The organism is Klebsiella sp. Shm-1, from assembly GCF_040804525.1.
Taxonomy (GTDB): Bacteria; Pseudomonadota; Gammaproteobacteria; order Enterobacterales; family Enterobacteriaceae; genus Klebsiella; species Klebsiella pneumoniae.
The window spans coordinates 2140185-2156832 of record NZ_CP161823.1 but is presented as its reverse complement, the minus strand read 5'-3'; the positions used below and the strand labels follow the sequence as shown (position 1 = coordinate 2156832).

Sequence of the window (16648 nt, the reverse complement as noted above, 5' to 3'; positions counted from 1 at the left end):
GCAGGCGCAGCGAGTTATCGTACGGTCAGCCGCAGCGCAGCGGCGGTGGCGAACGGACACAGGGTGGCGCTGGCGGTTAAGAACGCCGCCAGCATCGCCAGATAGCCGCCGACCGGGAGCCCGGCGGCCGCCGCCTGGCAGGCCGCGGTGGCGAAAATCAGCAACGGCACCGCCAGCGGCAGCACCAGCAGGCTCAGCAGGACGCCGCCGCGCTTCAGGCCGACCGTCAGGCCAACCCCCACCGCGCCGAGAAAACTGAGCGTCGGGGTGCCGAGCAGCAAGGTCAGCGCCAGCACACCGGCGTCATGCAGACTCATCCCCAGCAGCAGCGCCGCCAGCGGCGAGACGATCAGCAGCGGCAGGCCGCTCATCATCCAGTGGGCAACCACCTTCACCAGCACCACCGCCACCAGTGGCGTCGGCAGGAGCATCAGTTGCTCCAGGGAACCGTCCTGCCAGTCGTCGCGAAACAACCGATCCATCACCAGCAGCGCCGCCAGCAGCGCGGCGACCCACACCACGCCCGGCGCAATCTGCGCCAGCAGCTGCGGCGCGGCGCCTACGCCGAACGGAAACAGGGTGATGACGATCAGAAAGAACCAGAGCGGATTGAGGATCTCCGCCCCGCTGCGCCACGCCAGGCGCAGTTCCCGGGCCAACAGCGCACGCATCATTGCCCGCCTCCAGCCTCGCCGCCGAGGCGCAGGGTGCGCAACGGACAGCCCAGCGGCCGCAGCGGCTGGTGGGTGGTGAGGATGGCGCATCCCCCCTGCCGGGCGTGCTGCTCCAGGCGACGGGTCAGGGTTTCCATCGCCGTGGCGTCGAGGGCGGTGAACGGCTCATCGAGGATCCACAGCGGCGCGTCGGTTAACCACAGGCGGGTAAGCGCCACCCGACGCTGCTGCCCGGCGGAGAGCTGGCTCAAGGGGAGATCTTCATAGCCCGCCAGGCCGACGGCAGCGAGGGCGCTTTCCCGCTGCTGAAGGCGGCTGGCCGGAAAGAAGAAACGCAGGTTTTCATCGGCGGTCAGCGCCGCGTTAACGCCGGGTTTATGGCCCAGCCACAGCAGCTGACGGTGAAATGACTCCCGGACCTTCGCCAGCGGCTGGCCCTGCCAACTCACCACCCCGCTTTCCGGGCGCGCCAGGCCGCAGAGGATCCGCAGCAGCGAGGTTTTCCCCGCGCCGTTATCACCGGCGACCTGCAGCAGCTCGCCGGCAGCGAGGGACAGCGTCAGCGCCGCAAACAGCGGTCGATCGTCAACGATGCAGGTCAGTCGCTCTGCATGCAGCATGAAGGCAAACTCCTTGATTCAGACAGTATTTTACGTCGTCGCTAAGTATGGGGTGCGCCGCGCGGGCGACGCAACCCTGACGGTTACTGTCCGGCCCCCGGCAGCTTCGAGATATCGGCGTTGCCTAACGCCTTCTCATCATGCGCCGCGGTCTCCTTACGCACCTTCGCCACATCGCTGGCGCTGACCGCCGGCGCGTTGTTGCCCCAGCTGGTGCGGATGAAATTGACCACATCCGCCACCTGCTGGTCGTCCAGGCGCCAGCCGAACGACGGCATGGTCAGGTTGGAGACTGCATCTTTCACCGCCGGCGTGGTGCTCCCGGTCAGAACGATGTGGATAAGCGAAGTGGCATCTTCGGTCTGGACCACCGGATTGCCCTTCAGCGACGGGAAGGCGCGCTTATAGCCTACGCCGTCGGTGCGGTGGCAGGCGGCGCAGTTATCGACATACAGCGCGGCGCCGGTTTTGCTGTCGTTACCCTTCCACAGATCTTTCGCCACGCTGTCTTCCACTGGGGCTGGGGTCTGTTTGCCGCCGCGCGGCGGGAGCGACTTCAGGTAGCGGGCGATGGCGGTGATGTCGTCATCAGAGAGATACTGCAGACTGTGCTCCACCACATCGCTCATGCCGCCGAAGACCACCGATTTATCGTTGCGTCCGGTTTTGAGGAACTCGGCCAGCTCGGCTTCGCTCCAGGTCCCCAGACCGTCGCGGTTTTCGCCGCGCAGGCTGGAGGCGACCCAGCCGTCAATCGGCGCATTGCTGCCCGCCAGGTAATCATCGCCTTCGCTTTCGCTGAGCGCTTTTTCCTGCATCGTCAGGCTACGCGGGGTATGACAGGCGCCGCAGTGGCCCAGGCCTTCCACCAGATAGCGGCCGCGCTCCAGCACCGGGTCAACCTGCGGGTTGGCGACAAAGTCGCTCGGCGTCGGGGCGAAGATGCCGCGCCAGAACGCCAGCGGCCAGCGCATCGACAGCGGCCATGGGATGTCGGTGTCCTTGTTGGCGACATTCACCGGCTCCACGCCGTGCATAAAGTAGGCGTACATGGCGCGCATGTCCGCTTCGCTGATCCGCGCGAACGAGGGATACGGCATCGCCGGATAGAGCGTGGAACCGTCTTTCCGCACGCCCTTGCGCACCGCGTCGTCGAACTCTTCGAAGGTGTACCCGCCAATGCCGTGTTCTTTATCCGGCGTGATATTGGTGGAGTAGATGGTGCCGATCGGCGTCTCCATCGGCAAACCGCCGGCGAAAGGTTTCCCCGCTTTGCCGTTGGTGTGGCAGGCGACACAGTCCCCCGCCCGCGCCAGATACTCCCCCTGCTTAATCAGATTGCTGTCCGCAGGCGCCTCTTCGGCAAAAGCCGCGCAGCTCAATGCCCCAAGCACCAGGGCCGATAACCATTGCATTTTCATCATCTGCCTTCCTTTATGCCTGCACCAGGGGACCCGGATTTTTCAGATACTGCTCACGGATCGCCTTCGCTGACCAGTAGGCCAGCGCTGCCACCGTGCCGGTTGGGTTGTAGCCCAGCCCCTGCGGGAACGCGGAGGCGCCGATGACGAAGACGTTATGCACGTCCCAGCTTTGCAGATAACGGTTAACGGCGCTGGTTTTCGGATCTTCCCCCATCACCGCCCCACCGTTCATATGGGTGGTCTGGTAGGTGGTGGTATCAAAGTGGCTGTTGGCGTTTTTTGGGCTGCCGAGGATATATTTCGGCTTCATCGCTTTGGCGATCGGCGCCATCTTATCGAACATAAACTGCGCCATCTTGATGTCGTTTTCCTGCCAGTCGAAGGTCATGCGCAGCAGCGGCTGGCCGAAGACGTTTTTGTAGTTCGGATCAAGATCGAGGTAGTTCTGCCGATAGGACTGGTGCGCGCCGTGGGCATCCATCGACAGGTGATGGGTGTAGGTGTCGGCCACCGCCGCTTTCCACTTGCTGCCCCACGCCGGGGTGCCCGGCGGTACCGGGAAACCGGAGATGGGCTTGGTCCCGGCCTGGTTGACCCAGAATGGCGAACCGCCGACAAAGCCCGCCGCGCCGTGGTCGAAGTTGTCGGCGTTGAAGTCGTCGACCCCGACGCCGTTGCCGCCCGCGCCGATAAACGGGTTGGTATAGGTGTCTTTGTCGAAAATGGCCTTGATGGTGGTCATGTTCTGGTAGGCGAAGTTACGCCCCACCACCCCTTCGCCGGTCTCCGGATTGTACGGTTTGCCGATCCCGGAGAGCAGCATCAGGTGCACGTTGTGGAACTGGAAGGCGCCGATAATCACCAGGTCCGCCGGCTGTTCCATTTCGCGCCCCTGGCCGTCGACGTAGGTCACGCCGGTGGCGCGGGATTTGTCGTCGGTCAGGTTGACCTTCAGCACGTTGGCGTTAGTCCGCAGCTCAAAGCGTTTTTCCTGGCGCAGCGCCGGCAGAATGTTCACGTTCGGCGAGGCTTTAGAGTACATGTAGCAGGCGTAGCCGCTGCAGAAACCGCAGAAGTTGCACGGGCCCATCTGCGCGCCGTAGGGGTTGGTATAGGAGTCGGAGGTATTGGCCGACGGCAGGTTATAGGGGTGATACCCCACTTCCAGCGCCGCTTTTTCAAACAGCTGCGCCGACCAGGTGTTTTTCTGCGCCGGCAGCGGGAAGTCGTCCGAGCGGTCCGGGGCGAAGGCGTTGCCGCCGCGGCCTTTGCCGACGACCTTGCCTTTGATCGACCAGGCGGTCCCGGAGGTACCGAATACTTTTTCCGCTTTATCGAAGAACGGTTCCAGCTCGTCGTAGGTGACGCCGAAATCCTGGATGATCATATCCTGGGGGATGAAGTTTTTGCCGTAGCGTTCTTCATAGTGGCTGCGCATCCGCAGCTCAATGGGATCGACGCGGAAATGGACGCCGGACCAGTGCAGCCCGGCGCCGCCCACGCCGGTACCCGGCAGGAAGGCCGCCAGCTGGCGATAGGGCACCGCCTGTTGGCTGGTGTTATGCCGGATGGTGACGGTGCTTTTCGATAGATCCTGGAACAGCTTGCGGCGGATGTTGTAGGTCAGCTCATCAATCACCTGCGGATAGGCGCCGTCCGGCCAGGTGTCGCGCATCGGGCCGCGCTCCAGCGCGACGACGTTGAGCCCCGCTTCGGTCAGCTCTTTGGCCATGATCGCCCCAACCCAGCCGAAGCCGACGATCGCGACATCGGTTTTTTTCAATACGGTGGCCATGATTACACCCTCTCCCCATTAATTGATACCGGCGGGAAGGGGTAGCGTTCGCCCCGTTCAACCCAGTCCATAAAGTCGGCGCGCGCGCCGGGAAAATTAATCAGCGTCCAGCCGACCATGCCTTTATTGCCGCCATGGATCGGGTCGCTGAAGAACCCTTCGCGGGTGTTTTGCAGCAGATAGGTGAAGAACAGCGAGGCCGGCAGCTGTTTGAACTCGGCTTTACCCGATTCCCACAGGCCGAGCGCCTCGTCCTGCTGCTCGCTGCTCAGTTCAGCGAAGGTTTTATGATATTTGTCCTGACACCACGCCTCGGCGTCGGCGATCCCGAGGTTATAGATCTGTTTGGGCACCAGCGGCAGCTGATAACCCATCTCTTTCGGCACGTCGGGATTGAAGGGCCCCTGCATATACCAGATGGAGCCGGTGGCGTAAGGGGTATTGAGCTGGCGGTCGATAAACTCCGGGACGCCGGCCTCTTTGGCGCCGGGACCGAGTTCATCCGCCGGGATTAAGCGAGCGACGGCGGCGTTGATAAACGCCCACTCACGATCGTTGAAGAACTGCGGCTTCCAGTCGCTGGCCGCCGCGGTGTTCCCGGAGGCTGGCTCTGAAGCGGGGGCCGCCTGCGCGGTCGCGCTGGTGGCCACGCCAATAGCCCCTGCTCCCGCGCCGCCGATCACCACCGTCGGGATCAGCGCCATCGATTTCACCAGGAAATCACGCCTGGAATTGTTGGTTTTCTCGCTCGACATCATCACATTCCTGTCATTGAAAATTACTGTTTTTGTCGCTGACAAAACCAGTGAATGTCGTGCTGGAACCGATACCATTGCGCTTTTAAACCGCTTAGCGTCTGGCCCGGCCCGGCAAGTCGGATAAAACATCGCCAGAGGCGATATCATTTATAGGGTTATCGTTTGGATAGTAGACGATTCTCAACGAAACGCGGAAAATCGGAGAGAAATTCACCGGTCTGTCATCGTGAGAAGAGTGCTGCCATAACCTTGAGGCGGTAAACCAGCGGCATTCACACCGCGCTGAGCTTACCCATGCGCCAAAAAAGAGTGACTTGTATCACAAATGTTATTTTTTGTTTATGGTACATGGCAGATTAAACGTCTGTAAATACTCGTATTAGGAATAATTAAACATTTTGAGCTGTTAAAAAAGTTAATAACCGTTGTTAACTATCTTGTATCTATTGTCCGGCTAGCGCCTTCAGCTGGTGATGTACCATCCACAGGAGAAGAGAAGATATGTTCGATCATGTGAAATTCGGCGTTAGCGACTATGCCGCCAGCAAAGCGTTCTTTTTGCAGGCCCTGGCCCCGCTTGGCGTAACGCTGGTCGGCGAAGGCGAACCGAGCTACGGCGCAGAGCTGGCCGGCAGCGGCGATGCTTCTCTATGCCTCTATCAAAGTGCGGAAAAACCGGCGCCGCTGCACATTGCCTTTCGCGCCGACAGCCGCGAGCAGGTCGATGCCTTCTGGCAGGCGGCGCTGGCCGCCGGAGGAAAGGACAACGGTGCGCCGGGGCTACGGCCAAACTACCACGCCAGTTACTACGCCGCGTTTGTGATTGCGCCAGACGGGCACAATATTGAAGCCGTGTGCCATCTGGCGGGGTAACGGGCGGCTACCGCTGCGGAAAAATCCACACATCCTCCGCCGGGAGCGTCAGATGGCAGTGTTCGGCATCGCGCAGCGCCGTTCCGTAGGCGCGCAGCGGAAAGTCGTCGCCTTCGGTACGGAACAGGTACTCCCAGCGGTCGCCGAGGTACATGCTGGTCAGCAGCGGTAGCTGGAGGCTATTATCCTGCGCGGCGCCGTCAAGTCGCAGGCGCTCGACGCGGATCACCGCCGTCGCCGGCTCGCCAACGCTAACCCCCTCGCCCGCTCGCCCCCACAGGCTCCAGCTGGCGCCTTCGATCCGCGCCCTGCCGTTCTCCAGCGCCATCACTTTGCCGTGCAGGCGGTTATTGCTGCCCATAAACTCAGCGGCGAACAGCGTCGCCGGGCTGCCGTACATCTCCTGCGGGGTCCCCTGCTGCTCAATGACGCCATTGTTCAGCAGCAAAATACGATCGGAGATGGCCATTGCTTCATTCTGATCGTGGGTGACCATCAGCGCCGACAGGCCCAGCTTAATGATCAGCTCGCGCAGAAACACCCGCGCCTCTTCGCGCAGCTTGGCGTCAAGGTTGGAGAGCGGTTCATCCAGCAGGATCACCGGCGGGTTGTAAACCAGCGCCCGACCGATGGCCACCCGCTGCTGCTGGCCACCGGAGAGCTGGTGCGGATGGCGGTTGCCAAGGTGCCCCAGCCCCAGCTGATCCAGCACACGCTGCACCCGCTCTTTTATCTCCCCGGCGGCCACTTTACGCAGCTTCAGCGGATAGGCCACATTGTCGAACACCGTTTTGTGCGGCCACAGGGCATAGGACTGGAACACCAGGCCGAGGTTACGCTCTTCGGCCGGGATCTCGCTGCGCGGCGTGCCGTCGTACACCGTGCGGTTGCCGATGGCGATCCGTCCGCTCGTCGGTTTTTCCAGCCCGGCCACCGCCCGCAGCAGCGTGGTTTTCCCACTTCCCGAAGGCCCCAGCAGCGATACTACCTCCCCCCGGCCGAGCGTCATGGACACCCCCTTCAACACCGGGTTATCGCCATAGGTGAGATGCAGATTTTCTACCGATAACTCAATCATGTAATTTCACTCCAAAGCGCAGGGCGATACCCAGGCCAATCACCACCAGCAGAATATTGATAAAGGAGAGCGCCGCGACGATATCGATGGCCCCCGCCGCCCACAGCGACACCAGCATCGAGCCGATGGTTTCGGTACCCGGCGACAGCAGATAGACGCCGGTGGAATACTCGCGCTCAAAGATCAGGAACATCAGCAGCCAGGAGCCAATCAGCCCATAGCGCGACAGCGGAACGGTCACGTGGCGGGTGATCTGCCCCCGCGAGGCGCCGGTGCTACGCGCCGCCTCCTCCAGCTCCGGGCCCACCTGCAGCAGCGTCGAGGAGATGAGCCGCAGGCCGTAGGCCATCCACACCACGGTGTAGGCCAGCCAGACGCTGAAGATGGTGTTGCGCAGGGCGCGCAGCTGCACGATAAGGTGCTCCCGCAGCCAGTCGGCCACCGGCAGCGCCGAGAGCCAGCCGTGCTTCAGCGACTGATCGAGCCACATCGGCACAAACAGGAATACCCACAGGAATGCCAGCCCGGCCAGCAGCCCCGGTACCGCGCGCGGGACCAGCACGCTGTAGTCGAGAAAGCGGGTGACGTTATCCGCTTTGCGGTGCATAGCGATGCCGACAAACAGATAGCAGATCACCGCCAGCGCGCCGCCGATGATGCCGATAGCCATCGAGTTGACGATCGCCCGCAGCAGGTTGGGCTGCTGCCAGATATTGTGGAACGTCGCCAGCGACAGCTCATCCCACAGCGACACGCCGACGCCCCAGTTGGAGATAAAAGCGCGCAGCGCCACGCCGAGCAGCGGTACGCCGATGGTCACCGTCAGCCAGGCCACCACCACCGCCCCGGCCACCCAGCGCCATTTGCCCAGCGGCAGCGCCCGCGCCTGGGACGCCTTGCCCTTCATGGTGACAAAGCGGTTGGCGGTGCGCATCAGCCTTCGCTGGAGCATCACCAGCGGGATGGTGATGCAGATCAGGACCACCGCCACCGCCGCCATCAGATGGTAGGAAGGGGTGCCGAGCTTGTTAGTCAGCTTGTAGAGATAGGTCGCCAGCACCATGTTGCCCTCGGGGTCGCCCAGCACCAGCATCAGACCGAAGACTTCCAGACCGAGAAAAAAGAGCAACACGCAGGCGTAAAGAATGGATGGCCGCACCATCGGCAGACTCACCGAGGTCATCACCTGCAGCGGCGTGGCGCCGACGGTGCGCGCCGCCTCTTCCACGTCGGAGCCGACGCTGCGCAGCGCCGAAGAGATATAGAGATAGGCATGCGGAACGTGAGTTAAGCCGGCGATGACCACAATGCTGAACATCGAGTAGATATTCCACGGCACAAAGCCGATCAGCTGCTGCGCCCACTGGGAAAAGAAGCCTACCGGCCCGGCGGCCACCACGTAGCCAAAGCCCAGCACCATCGGCGAGACGAAGATCGGCACCAGGATCAGCGGCTCAATGATCCGCCGGCCGGGTAAATCGGTGCGCACCATCAGAAACGCCAAAATACCGCCCAGCGGAATGGCGATAATCACCAGGCCAAAGGCCAGAATAAAACCTGACCTTAATGCCAGATAAAAATCCGGGTCGGTAAAAATAAAGGCGAAGGCTTCCAGACTCCACGATTTGGAGCGGGAAAAGAACGGTGCCGAAAGAAAACTCTGCACCACAATAAATAACAGTGGGACATAAATCACCAGCGCCGTGATGCACACCACCACGCCGCGCGGCAGCCCCTGCCACTTTCTGCGTAATACGTTCATGGTTCATCCCTTCGGTCAGGTGAATAAACCCGCCGGGTGTGAATAGGGGCATCAGCGATGCCCCAGGGGAGGATTATTTCGCGGCGGCGCTGCGCCATTGTTTAATAAACTGCAGACGTTTTTGCGGCTGTAAATAATCGAGCAGCGTTTCGTTGACCGGGATCGGTTTTAACGCTTTGCCCAGCAGCGCGGTCATGCCGTCGATATCATTTTTACCTGCAATATCGCGACGAATAGAGGGAATATCCGCCTGGCTGGCGAGGATCTGCTGGCCTTTTTCCGACAGGACATAATCCAGCCACAATTTCGCCGCATTGGGATGTTCGCTCTCCTGGCTAATAAACGAGACGCGGGAGAGCACCAGCACGTAATCTTTCGGATAGGCAATACCTAAAGAGGGATCGTTTTTCGCCCGCGCTTCGGCATAAGAGCCAAGAATGTTATAGCCGATCAGGTTTTCGCCGGAGGAGACGCGCTCCATCATCGTGCCGGTGGAAGACTGCACCGTCAGGCCGCCTTTGGCGATATTCGCCAGGTCGGCAAAATAGTTCGCGTCGGCCTGGCTGTCCTGTACCGCCAGCATAAAGCCGAGGCCCGATTTTTCGATATCGTAGGTGGTGACTTTGCCTTTAAATTTATCGGCCTGGCTGGCGATAAGTTTTGCCAGCGCGGTATGCGAATCCGGAACCTCATTCTGCGGGATCAGCCGTTTGTTATAGATAAACACCACCGGCTCATAGGTAGTGCCATAGGCTTTTTGCTGCCAGACCGCCCAGTCGGGTAATTGCTTCACCTCCGGCGAGGCATATTGTTCGGCGTATTCGGTGGCTAATTTCAGCGCGGTATCCATCGATGAGCTCCACACCACATCCCCGCTGCCGCCCCCGGCGGCCTGTTCGCTGATATAGCGGTTATACAGCTCGGTACTGTTCATGTCGTTATATTCGACTTTGACGCCCGGGTATTGCGCTTCAAATCCCTTAATTAACGGCCCGGCCGCTTTGGTATCGGTCGTGGAATAGACCACCACCTTGCCCTCTTTTACGGCGGCATCAATCGTTTTTTGATAATCCGCGGGATAGCCCGCAGGCACCTCCGCCCAGGCGGCACAGGCGAAAACGGCCGTCAGTGAAACCACTAAACCACTTATTTTCTTATACATGATACCAACCTTTAATCATCAATTAATAAACACAAATTTAACATATAGTGGTATCAGCTCCCCTTGCAACGACGGGGATGGCTTTTTTCTGGCTTTTGTGACACTGGCAGAATTTAAAAATGTGGTGTTTATGGCGTTAATTAAAACGCGATCCCGGCCCGGTTTTTTATCGTCTGTCGTATGCGCAGGCGCTGGCGCAGCGGCATGTCGCCGGGAGACGCCGCCCTTGACCTTCTGCGCCGGGCGGCGCAGCATAAAACGGCAAACATAACAAAATAACAACAGACTACAGGAGAGAATCAGTGCCTACAGGACACCGCTTTCTGGCGACGGATCTGCATCAGTTTGTCGTCTCACTGTTTACCCATCTCGGCAGTACCCCAGGGGAAGCCACCCTCGTCGCGGACCATCTGATCGCCGCCAATCTTGCCGGGCATGACTCCCACGGCGTCGGGATGATCCCCAGCTACGTCAAATCCCACACCGGTGGTTTTCTGCATCTCAACCGCCACGCCACGGTGACCAAAGACGCCGGCGCCGTGGTCACCCTCGACGGCAACGCCGGCTTCGGCCAGGTGGTCGCCCACGAAGCGATGCAGTTAGGCATTGAAAAGGCGAAGCAGCATGGTATGGCGGCTATCGCCCTGCGCAATGCGCATCACGTCGGACGCATCGGCTACTGGGCCGAACAGTGCGCCGCCGCCGGGCTGATCTCCATTCACTTCGTCAGCGTCATCGGCGACCCGATGGTCGCCCCGTTCCGCGGGAAGGACAGCCGCTTCGGCACCAACCCGCTGTGCGTGGTGTTTCCCCGCGCGGGCCATCCGCCGCTGCTGCTGGACTACGCCACCAGCGCCATCGCCTTTGGTAAAACCCGCGTCGCCTGGCATAAAGGCGAAGCCGTGGCCCCCGGCTGCCTGATTGACGCCGAGGGTCGACCCACTACCGACCCGGCGGTGATGCAGACCTCGCCGCTGGGCGCCCTGCTCACCTTCGCCCAGCACAAAGGCTATGCCCTGGCGACGCTGTGCGAAGTGCTCGGCGGCGCGCTCTCCGGCGGGCAAACCACCCATCAGGAGAGCCTGCAGACCAGCGTCGACGCCATCTTTAACTGCATGACCACGGTGATCCTGCGCCCGGACGCGTTCGATGCCCCGGACAGCCAGGCACAGACGGAGGCCTTTATCGCATGGTGTAAGAAGTCGCCGCACGATGTCGATGCCCCGGTGCTGGCGCCCGGCGAATGGGAGGCCGCCAACCGCGAAGCGCGGCTGGCGCAGGGGATCCCGCTGGATGCCGGCAGCTGGCAGGCAATCTGCGCCGCCGCGCGCGACGTCGGCCTGAGCGAATCGCACTTCGACCGCTGCCGCCCTCTCGCCTAGCCGCGTGTTACCCCGCAGAGCGTCTGACGTCGGCGCTCTGCGTCATCGTCATTAGTGACGAGGTCATGCTCCCGTCATCAATCTCTTTTCATTTTTCAATACAGATCAATAGCTTAAATTCTGGCACAAGACCTGCATAGCGCAACAGGCCTGCGTCTGCATCACCACCAGGCGATACCGCGATCGTTGCCCGTCGGGCCCGGCGCGACAGCGATCCTCAGTTCACTGTTAACAGGTCTGTTACTGATGAAAAAAATCACGAGCGTGTGCCCCTACTGCGGGGCGGGTTGCAAACTTAAACTGGTTGTCGACAACAATAAAATCATTCGCGCGGAGGCCGCCGACGGCGTCACCAACCAGAACCAGCTGTGCCTGAAAGGCTACTACGGCTGGGATTTTCTTAACGATACGCAGCTCCTGACGCCCCGTCTTAAACAACCGATGATCCGCTACCAGAAAGGCGGCGCCTTCACGCCGGTCAGCTGGCAGGAGGCGATTCGCTATACCGCCAGCAAGCTCAGGGAGATCAAAGAGAAGCATGGCCCGCGCGCCATCATGACCACCGGCTCCTCGCGCGGCACCGGCAACGAAACCAACTATGTGATGCAAAAGTTCGCCCGCGCGGTGCTGAACACCAATAACGTCGACTGCTGCGCCCGCGTCTGCCACGGCCCCTCCGTCGCCGGGCTACAGCAGGCGCTGGGCAACGGGGCGATGAGCAACTCGATTAGCGACATCGAAAACTCGAAGTGCCTGCTGGTCTTTGGCTACAACTGCGCCGACTCCCATCCCATCGTCGCCCGCCGGGTAATCAAGGCCCGGGACAACGGCGCCAAAATCATCGTCTGCGATCCGCGGCGCATTGAAACCGCGCGCATTGCCGATCGTCATCTGCAGCTCAACAACGGCAGCAACATGGCGCTGGTAAATGCCTTCGGCTATGTGCTGCTGGAGGAGGAGCTGTACAACAAAACCTATGTCGAACGCTATACCGAAGGGCTGGATGCTTACCGCGAGGCGGTGAAGGATTACGCCCCGGAAGCGGTGGAAGGGATTGTCGGGGTCAGCGCGCGGGAAATCCGGGAGGCGATGCGCATGTTCGCCGCCGCCCCATCCGCCACCATTATGTGGGGCATGGGGGTCACCCAGTTTGGCCAGGCGGTGGACGTGGTGCGCGGCCTGGCAAGCCTGGCGCTGCTCACCGGCAACCTGGGACGGCCCAACGTCGGCGTGGGGCCGGTCCGCGGGCAAAACAACGTACAGGGCGCCTGCGATATGGGCGTGCTGCCGAACCTGTTCCCCGGCTATCAGGAGGTCACCGACCCCGCCGTGCGGGCGAAATTCGCCGCCGCCTGGGGCATCGACCCGGCGCTGATGGACGACCAGGTCGGCACCCGCATCACCGAGGTGCCGCATAAAGCGCTGACCGGCGAGATCAAAGCCTATTATATCATGGGCGAAGATCCGCTGCAGACCGAAGCCGACCTCGGCCTGGTGCGCAAAGGCATCGAGGCGCTGGACTTCGTGGTCGTGCAGGACATCTTCATGACCAAAACAGCGGAAATGGCCGATGTCCTGCTGCCGGCCACCTCCTGGGGCGAGCACGGCGGCGTCTTCACCTGCGCCGACCGCGGGTTCCAGCGGTTTGAACAGGCGATCCCTCCGGCGGGGAATGTGAAGCGCGACTGGGAGATCATTAGCCTGCTGGCCAGCGAATTGGGCTATCCGATGCACTATGAGAACAACCAGCAGATCTGGGACGAGATGCGCGAGCTCTGCCCGCTGTTCTACGGCGTGACCTGGGAGAAAATGGGCGATATGGGCCATGTCCAGTGGCCGTGCCCGACCCTCGATCATCCCGGCACGCCATGGCTGTATAAAGACAACCGCTTCGACACCCCCTCGGGTAAAGGGCAGCTGTTCGCCACCGCCTGGCGCGCGCCGGCGGAGCGCCCGGATGACGAGTGGCCGCTGGTGCTCTGCACCGTGCGGGAAGTCGGGCATTATTCCTGCCGCTCGATGACCGGCAACTGCGCCGCGCTGCAGTCGCTGGCCGACGAGCCGGGACGGGTGCAGATGAATCCCGCGGATGCGCAACGACTGGGGATCGCCGACAAACAGCTGGTGTGGATCAGCTCCCGGCGCGGGAAGGTGATCTCCCGCGCCGACCTCAGCGATCGCATCAATCCGGGGGCGGTCTATATGACCTATCAGTGGTGGGTGGGCGCCTGCAATGAGCTGACCCAGGATAACCTCGATCCGATCTCCAAAACGCCGGAAACCAAATACTGTGCGGTGAAAGTGGAAGCGATTGCCGACCAGCAATGGGCGGAGCGCTATGCCTGGACGGCCTACAGCGACATGAAAGCGCGACTGAAAGCCGCTGCCGACGTCTGACCTCAGGGAGCGCAGCGCGCTCCCTCTGCCGCTGCCGGTGGGTTACGCCGCCGGCAGCTGTTTCTCCACCAGCCCCACCCACATGGCGACGCCGGGGCCGATCAGCGCATCGTTAAAGTCATAGCTGGCGTTATGCAGCGGCTTCGACGGGGTTTCGCCGTCGGTGCCTATCCAGAAATAGGCCCCCGGACAGGCCTCCAGCATGCAGGCAAAATCTTCGGAGGCCATCGACGGCGCCTGATTCCAGCGCACCGCTTGCGCGCCGAGAGTGGCGACGGCCACCTCGCGCACCTGCTGCGCCTGCAGCGCATGGTTTTTGGTCACCGGATAACCCGGGAACCAGCTAATCTCGCCCTGCACATCGGACACCTGCGGCTGGGTCGCCACATAGCTTTCGATGAGCTCCCGCACGCGGGCGCGAACGCGATTGCTCAGGCAGCGGAAGGTACCGCGCAGCACCACGGTGTCCGGGAGGACGTTGATCGCCTCGCCGCCGTTTATCTGGGTGATGCTGACCACCGCGGAATCCTGCGGCGACAAGCGGCGGGAAGGAATGGTCTGCAGCGCCATTATCAGCTGCGCCGCCGCGACGATCGGATCGGCCCCGCTCTCCGGCATCGCCGCATGACAGCTCTTTCCGCGCAAGGTTATCTCGAAGGCGTCCAGTGAGGCCATCATCGCGCCATCGCTGAGCGCCACTTCGCCAAGAGGGATCCCCGGCCAGTTATGCAGCGCGTAGATGGCGTCCATCGGGAAGCGCTCAAACAACCCCTCCTCCACCATTTTGCGCGCGCCGCCGAGGTTCTCTTCCGCCGGCTGAAAGACAAAGTGGACGGTGCCGCTGAAATGGCGGGTCTGCGCCAGATGGGCGGCGGCCGCCAGCAGCATCGCGGTATGGCCATCGTGGCCGCAGGCGTGCATCACCCCGGCGCGGCGTGAACGGTAGCTGACGCTCCCCAGCTCGGTGATCGGCAGGGCGTCCATATCGGCGCGCAGGCCGATAACCGGCCCGGGGCCGTTCTCCAGCGTCGCCACGACGCCGGTGCCGGCCAGCCCGCGATGCACCTGCAGCCCAAACGAGGCCAGCAGCTCCGCAACGCGGCGCGAGGTCTCCTGCTCCTGATATCCGAGCTCAGGCGCGGCGTGAAATTCACGTCGCCAGCCAACGGCTTCGGCGATCAATGACGGCGATACGGCCATGTATTACTCCTTTCCTGCATAGCGTAATGCTGAATAATCGGTCATGCGTCGCGTTTTTCCCCGTCGCTCACCGGCGTCGGGCGCTGCCGCTCCCTCCGTTATATCCTGTCGTTACCACGCTGACAACGTCACGGAATGCGGCGGCGGCGCGGCGTACAGCCCACCTGCTGCCCTGCGGCCCTTTTTTGGTAGTGATTTCAACGGTGACAACGGCCAGTCGATTAATTATTATGCAACTCAGGACGGCAATTTGCCGAAGGATCCACTACTGACCTCTCCGTCATCGGAAATAAAATGTTTAACCCAGACCAGAATCGTCTTGCCCCCACGCTGGCGATGATCATGGCCGCGTCGCTTGTGGGATTTATCACCGGCTATACGGTGCCGTTAATCAGTCTTGAGCTGGCGCAGCAGCAGATCGCGCCGCTGTACGTCGGCCTGCTGGCCGCCCTGCCGCCCGCCGGCATGATGATCTCCTCTTTCCTCTCTCCTGCGCTGTGCCGGCGCGTTGAAATGGGCGTGCTGCTGAGCGGCAGTCTGATCCTGCTGGCGCTGGCGACCATCGCCTCATGCATGACTACCGATATGACGCTGCTTTTGCTGCCGCGCCTGCTGACCGGCCTGGCCTCCGGGGTCATTATCGTACTCGGCGAAAGCTGGATCACCGGCGGCGCGGCGGGCAGCCAGCGCGCTACCCTCACCGGTCTCTACGCCTCGGCCTTTACCGGCTGCCAGCTGGCCGGGCCGCTGCTGATCTCCGTCGGCCCCGCCTGGCAGACCTCAGCGCTGATAGCGATTGTCGCGGTCACCGCCGTCTGCCTGCTGATGCTGCGCCATCTGCCCACCGGCACTCGTGAAAGCCTCGGGGAGCGCGCCAGCTGGCGCAGCCTCGGCGCCTTTCTGCCGGTACTGGCCTCCGGGGTCTTCTGCTTCGCCTTCTTTGACGCCAGCATCCTCGCCCTGCTGCCGCTGTACGGCATGGACAAAGGGCTGAATGAAGGGCTGGCGGTGCTGCTGGTCACCGTGGTGCTTACCGGAGATGCGATGTTCCAGACCCCGCTCGGCTGGCTGGCCGACCGGGTCGGGATTCGCCGCGTGCATCTGAGCTGCGCGGTGGTTTTCAGCCTGTCGCTGCTGGCCCTGCCGCTGATGCTCGGCTCGCGCATTCAGCTGATGGCCATTTGTCTGCTGCTGGGCGCCGCGGCGGGCGCGCTTTATACCCTGTCGCTGGTGCGGGCGGGGAAAACCTTCAATGGGCAGAAGCTGATTATGATTAACGCCCTGTTCGGCTTTTTCTGGTCCGCCGGCAGCGTTGCCGGGCCGGTAGTCAGCGGCATGCTGATCGGCATCACTGGTTACGATGGCCTGATCGTCACCCTGGTGGCCAGCGGCGTGCTGTTCCTGTTGATTCAGTGTCTGTGCAAAAACGAGAAAACCCTGCTTGCCAGTGAGCAGGAAGATGACATGGACGAGGCGACGGAGTCCGCACGGTAGTCTTCACGGGCTGGCCTGGCGCCAGCCCT

Annotated in this window: 13 protein-coding genes; 4 read left to right on the top strand and 9 right to left on the bottom strand. The window is 61.9% G+C overall.

The annotated features are described in order from the left end of the window. Positions 1-14: 14 nt before the first annotated feature. From ccmB to AB1E37_RS10445, 5 genes are all read right to left on the bottom strand, one after another. Positions 15-674, bottom strand: coding sequence for a heme exporter protein CcmB (gene ccmB, locus AB1E37_RS10465; protein WP_004151166.1), 660 nt, complete (start codon positions 672-674; stop codon positions 15-17). After that, complete coding sequence (gene ccmA, locus AB1E37_RS10460; RefSeq protein WP_004898745.1) at positions 671-1294, bottom strand: cytochrome c biogenesis heme-transporting ATPase CcmA; 624 nt, start codon at positions 1292-1294, stop codon at positions 671-673. The genes ccmB and ccmA overlap by 4 nt, the downstream gene beginning before the upstream one ends. Before the next feature lie 83 nt (positions 1295-1377). Continuing rightward, positions 1378-2718, bottom strand: a complete 1341-nt coding sequence (locus AB1E37_RS10455; RefSeq protein ID WP_004184337.1) for a cytochrome c — start codon at positions 2716-2718, stop codon at positions 1378-1380. A gap of 10 nt (positions 2719-2728) precedes the next feature. Further along, entirely contained in the window at positions 2729-4513 is a 1785-nt protein-coding gene (locus AB1E37_RS10450) for a GMC family oxidoreductase (protein WP_002908285.1), read from the bottom strand. Between the two features lie 2 nt (positions 4514-4515). Continuing rightward, a complete protein-coding gene (locus AB1E37_RS10445; RefSeq protein ID WP_074187644.1) occupies positions 4516-5271 on the bottom strand; it encodes a gluconate 2-dehydrogenase subunit 3 family protein in 756 nt (251 codons plus the stop codon). 501 nt (positions 5272-5772) lie between these two features. Here AB1E37_RS10445 and AB1E37_RS10440 point away from each other — a divergent pair. After that, positions 5773-6144, top strand: coding sequence for a VOC family protein (locus AB1E37_RS10440; RefSeq protein WP_002908289.1), 372 nt, complete (start codon positions 5773-5775; stop codon positions 6142-6144). Between the two features lie 7 nt (positions 6145-6151). Here AB1E37_RS10440 and AB1E37_RS10435 read toward each other — a convergent pair whose 3' ends face one another. The 3 genes from AB1E37_RS10435 to AB1E37_RS10425 form a co-directional block, all read right to left on the bottom strand. Beyond that, positions 6152-7222 (bottom strand): ABC transporter ATP-binding protein, encoded by a 1071-nt coding sequence (locus tag AB1E37_RS10435; RefSeq protein ID WP_002908292.1) that lies wholly within the window; start codon positions 7220-7222, stop codon positions 6152-6154. Then, the gene (locus AB1E37_RS10430; RefSeq protein WP_002908294.1) at positions 7215-8984 is read right to left on the bottom strand and encodes an iron ABC transporter permease; all 1770 of its coding nucleotides are present in this window, start codon (positions 8982-8984) and stop codon (positions 7215-7217) included. The genes AB1E37_RS10435 and AB1E37_RS10430 overlap by 8 nt, the downstream gene beginning before the upstream one ends. 73 nt (positions 8985-9057) lie before the next feature. Next, complete coding sequence (locus tag AB1E37_RS10425; protein WP_004148645.1) at positions 9058-10146, bottom strand: ABC transporter substrate-binding protein; 1089 nt, start codon at positions 10144-10146, stop codon at positions 9058-9060. A gap of 302 nt (positions 10147-10448) precedes the next feature. Between AB1E37_RS10425 and AB1E37_RS10420 the strand changes: the two genes are divergently transcribed. Both AB1E37_RS10420 and fdhF read left to right on the top strand, forming a co-directional pair. Beyond that, positions 10449-11528, top strand: coding sequence for a malate/lactate/ureidoglycolate dehydrogenase (locus AB1E37_RS10420; protein WP_032447640.1), 1080 nt, complete (start codon positions 10449-10451; stop codon positions 11526-11528). Positions 11529-11774: 246 nt separating this feature from the next. Beyond that, the gene (fdhF, locus tag AB1E37_RS10415) at positions 11775-13925 is read left to right on the top strand and encodes a formate dehydrogenase subunit alpha (RefSeq protein ID WP_015958569.1); all 2151 of its coding nucleotides are present in this window, start codon (positions 11775-11777) and stop codon (positions 13923-13925) included. A gap of 42 nt (positions 13926-13967) precedes the next feature. Here fdhF and AB1E37_RS10410 read toward each other — a convergent pair whose 3' ends face one another. Then, on the bottom strand, positions 13968-15125 hold the full coding sequence (locus AB1E37_RS10410; protein ID WP_004180310.1) for a M20 aminoacylase family protein: 1158 nt from the start codon (positions 15123-15125) through the stop codon (positions 13968-13970). Positions 15126-15419: 294 nt separating this feature from the next. Here AB1E37_RS10410 and AB1E37_RS10405 point away from each other — a divergent pair, with 294 nt between their 5' ends. Further along, a complete protein-coding gene (locus AB1E37_RS10405; protein WP_004148650.1) occupies positions 15420-16619 on the top strand; it encodes an MFS transporter in 1200 nt (399 codons plus the stop codon). Positions 16620-16648 lie beyond the last annotated feature (29 nt).

Bases quoted from the DNA above. Each gene is read 5' to 3' on its own strand.
- AB1E37_RS10425 (WP_004148645.1), bottom strand. From the start codon at position 10,146: ATGTATAAGAAAATAAGTGGTTTAGTGGTTTCACTGACGGCCGTTTTC.
- ccmA (WP_004898745.1), bottom strand. From the start codon at position 1,294: ATGCTGCATGCAGAGCGACTGACCTGCATCGTTGACGATCGACCGCTG.
- AB1E37_RS10435 (WP_002908292.1), bottom strand. From the start codon at position 7,222: ATGATTGAGTTATCGGTAGAAAATCTGCATCTCACCTATGGCGATAAC.
- AB1E37_RS10410 (WP_004180310.1), bottom strand. From the start codon at position 15,125: ATGGCCGTATCGCCGTCATTGATCGCCGAAGCCGTTGGCTGGCGACGT.
- AB1E37_RS10455 (WP_004184337.1), bottom strand. From the start codon at position 2,718: ATGATGAAAATGCAATGGTTATCGGCCCTGGTGCTTGGGGCATTGAGC.
- AB1E37_RS10440 (WP_002908289.1), top strand. From the start codon at position 5,773: ATGTTCGATCATGTGAAATTCGGCGTTAGCGACTATGCCGCCAGCAAA.
- AB1E37_RS10405 (WP_004148650.1), top strand. From the start codon at position 15,420: ATGTTTAACCCAGACCAGAATCGTCTTGCCCCCACGCTGGCGATGATC.
- AB1E37_RS10430 (WP_002908294.1), bottom strand. From the start codon at position 8,984: ATGAACGTATTACGCAGAAAGTGGCAGGGGCTGCCGCGCGGCGTGGTG.
- AB1E37_RS10445 (WP_074187644.1), bottom strand. From the start codon at position 5,271: ATGATGTCGAGCGAGAAAACCAACAATTCCAGGCGTGATTTCCTGGTG.
- AB1E37_RS10450 (WP_002908285.1), bottom strand. From the start codon at position 4,513: ATGGCCACCGTATTGAAAAAAACCGATGTCGCGATCGTCGGCTTCGGC.
- ccmB (WP_004151166.1), bottom strand. From the start codon at position 674: ATGATGCGTGCGCTGTTGGCCCGGGAACTGCGCCTGGCGTGGCGCAGC.
- fdhF (WP_015958569.1), top strand. From the start codon at position 11,775: ATGAAAAAAATCACGAGCGTGTGCCCCTACTGCGGGGCGGGTTGCAAA.